2 protein-coding genes and 1 pseudogene are annotated in these 2,732 nt (G+C 45.5%); all 3 read right to left on the bottom strand.

All coding sequences use genetic code 11. The annotated features are described in order from the left end of the window. Positions 1–1,622, bottom strand: a 1,622-nt coding sequence (locus BGM27_RS17130) for a phage tail protein (protein ID WP_217031317.1), incomplete at its 3' end; no start/stop codon positions are given. A 12-nt stretch (positions 1,623–1,634) separates the two neighbouring features. Continuing rightward, positions 1,635–2,399, bottom strand: coding sequence for a distal tail protein Dit (locus BGM27_RS17125; RefSeq protein WP_007408583.1), 765 nt, complete (start codon positions 2,397–2,399; stop codon positions 1,635–1,637). After that, a pseudogene (locus BGM27_RS20620) lies at positions 2,396–2,732 on the bottom strand (phage tail protein); the annotation flags it as partial. The gene BGM27_RS17125 and the pseudogene BGM27_RS20620, both read right to left, overlap by 4 nt.

Here is a 2,732-nt window from a genome sequence, read left to right as displayed (position 1 = left end):
GAAAGCTTATCAGCATCAACGGCCAGCTCAGCCAGTTTTTCTTTTGTGATCGCTCCGAAAACAATGTCATCAGTCAGGATGCGCTGAGTGGTCGCGGAAAATTGATCCGTGAATTCGCTTGCTGTGCCCCGTGTGTTGATTGAGCGCAAGCGATAATACCAAACTTCATTTACTCCCGTAAAATGCTCGTATCCGCCTGTTTTGCCTCTGAAAATACGATTCTCTTTTAATGGGGTGAATCCATTTACTTGTGAAGCATACACTTCATAGGCTGCAATATAACTGGACGGGTCATAGTCCCATGTCAGAGCCACATTCTGAAACATTGGCTTGATCAATACATTCGACGGAACAGGCGGGGCTTTGTCAGGGAAACTTCCATCCGTAACCTCACCGGCGTCCGGTTTACTTTCCCAAGTGCCGCGATTTTTTTCAATTACGCTTTCAATTTGATCAATCCGGCCGTCCTTTTGTAATGCTGATAAAAATTGGCCGATCTCAACAACGCAAGTGTTTTCAGGGTCGGTAATATCGTATTCCATTGAAATAACGCGCTGCGATGTCTCGATTGGAATAGCGAAGTTTCGATCAATCGCGATCGTTGTATCTCCCAATTCCACATGTTCGTGTTCGTGTCCTGGCACGCTCTCGAGCAGTTGCACGGACAGTTCGTAATTGATTTCTGTCTTACATGCGGTCGTAATCAAATGATTATATGTGGCCTTTAAGAGCTCTTCCGGCTCCGTTATGTCTTCATTATTGAACTGGCCTTCCCGATGGATCAGCTTTCCATCTTTAAGGCGTCCCAATCGTTCTAATAAATCCGGATCGCCAACCCATTCCTGGCCTAAAGGCTTATCGACCGGGTCGCCTTTTGATTTTTTCCATTCTACTTCAGAGAAATCAATAAAACGGGAATAACCGCCCGTTTCCTCTCCTTCCTCATCCGTAGATGCTATGGATGCCCCGTAACCCCAAAGGGCTGTCACCGGGTAACTGATAACGGTCCGCCGGATATTCGTTGTATCCTTATCACTCTCAAAGCGCTTCCCGCCGTCTTTACCGCGACGGGGAAGTATTTTTATAATTCGTTTGACGACCTGATTCCCATCAAATTCTATAGTGTCCTGAAGCTCCCCGCCCCATATATTGATCACGTCAGCGATACAATCCAGAGCTGTTTTTTTATAGAAGGTAGTCGTATTCACTCCAAGTTCCGCAGTTACTTCCGCCACCCATCTTGACCGAGAAAGAACGTTGTCCAGTACAAACTGAGCAGTTTTATCGGTAGGGCGAAAATCTTTTACAAAGGTTTCGGCAAGCTCCATCATGGCAGCTTCACAGGTAACCTGAGTGTTAATCTCTCCTTCTTCACTTGTATCATCCAGTTCCTTGATAACAAACAGACGCATTACACCGTCCTTATCCTTGAATACCACTTGATTCTCTTCGAATAGGAAGCGCGCGTCAGGATGGGAGGCATCCGCTACAAAAGAAAAAGAAGAGCCCTTGTTGAGCTCTTCCTTGTATTTAGCATCCCAGAACGTACAGGTTTCTCGTCCGTGGCTGGACAGCACTGTCAATAATTTATCACCTGGTGAAAGTATATAAATGTCAGCCATGACCGGACCTCCTTACAAATATGCCTCATTAAATTTGATGCTGCTCTTATGACTGAACTTGATTTTAACTGGCGTCCTGGGCGGCAACAGAAACCAATCTGATTGAATTTGAAGTGCTGTCATGATTAAATTACCGCTGCAAGTGACCTTTCTTTTTGCTGAATCAATTACAAGAGTGTCACCAGCGATGAAATCGTACAGCAGCTTGATCGTTTTCGATACAGACCCATCAGCATTAAGAAGAGCCACTTCATATGAAGTGGCTTTCTCTTCAAAGACGCATTCGATTGTCGGGTCTACAGCCGCATAGCCCGGATTAGTGATAGTCTGAATACCTGAATTAAATTCAAAATCCTTCGCCGGGCCGTATTTTTTTGGATCGGGACAGATAAAAGTCAATGTTGCAGTCTGAAAGCCTCCCTGTTCTTCGCCTTCTGAAATGCTTTCAAAGACAGCATTATAGACTCGGTCGGGCTCATCGTGAAAAATTAACGGTTTAGGCTCTTCAGTGTGCAGAATAAAAGTCAGTTCCTCTTGCTTTTTCTTCAACTCTTCTTCACTGCTGAAGGCGAAAAGAACCTCAATGGTTATGACTCTCACGGGAATTCTTGTGTTACGCAGGAAACCTCCCGGACGATTCCCGATAGTGGCTGTATTCACTTCCCTCCCTGTCACGCCTCGGCCACCCGTGGACTTTACATAAAAGAAGGGTGATATATCAATGCCGTCAAACGTGATTTTCCATTGGTTAGGCAGCAGTTCCTGATAATTGATCAATTAAATCTCGTCCTCCTTGCGTTCGACCTTTTCTGAGCGTCTGTGACAGGTTTTTCTACGCCTTGACCGACCTTCTTGCTGTCCATCTCAACAACAATCATCCTGTCAGGCAATTCAAGGTTCCGGATGTCCGCGCTCAATTCTTTTCTAACCGTGCCGAGTTCACCGCTAGAAATGGATGTGTCATATGCAAAATTCATATCCTCTTGTTGAATAGTCATAGCATCACTGACGACTCCCATAGCTTTCTGAACAGTGCCGATACCATTCTGAATCCCCACAGCGATACCAGCAGGAACCATGATCCCCACCTGATCCCGCATCAATCTGGAT

It is taken from the genome of Bacillus sp. FJAT-27001 (genome assembly GCF_019039175.1).
GTDB classification, from domain to species: Bacteria; Bacillota; Bacilli; order Bacillales; family Bacillaceae; genus Bacillus; species Bacillus velezensis.
Note: the sequence above shows the minus strand (reverse complement) of the source record. Positions and strands in the feature narration are given on the sequence as shown.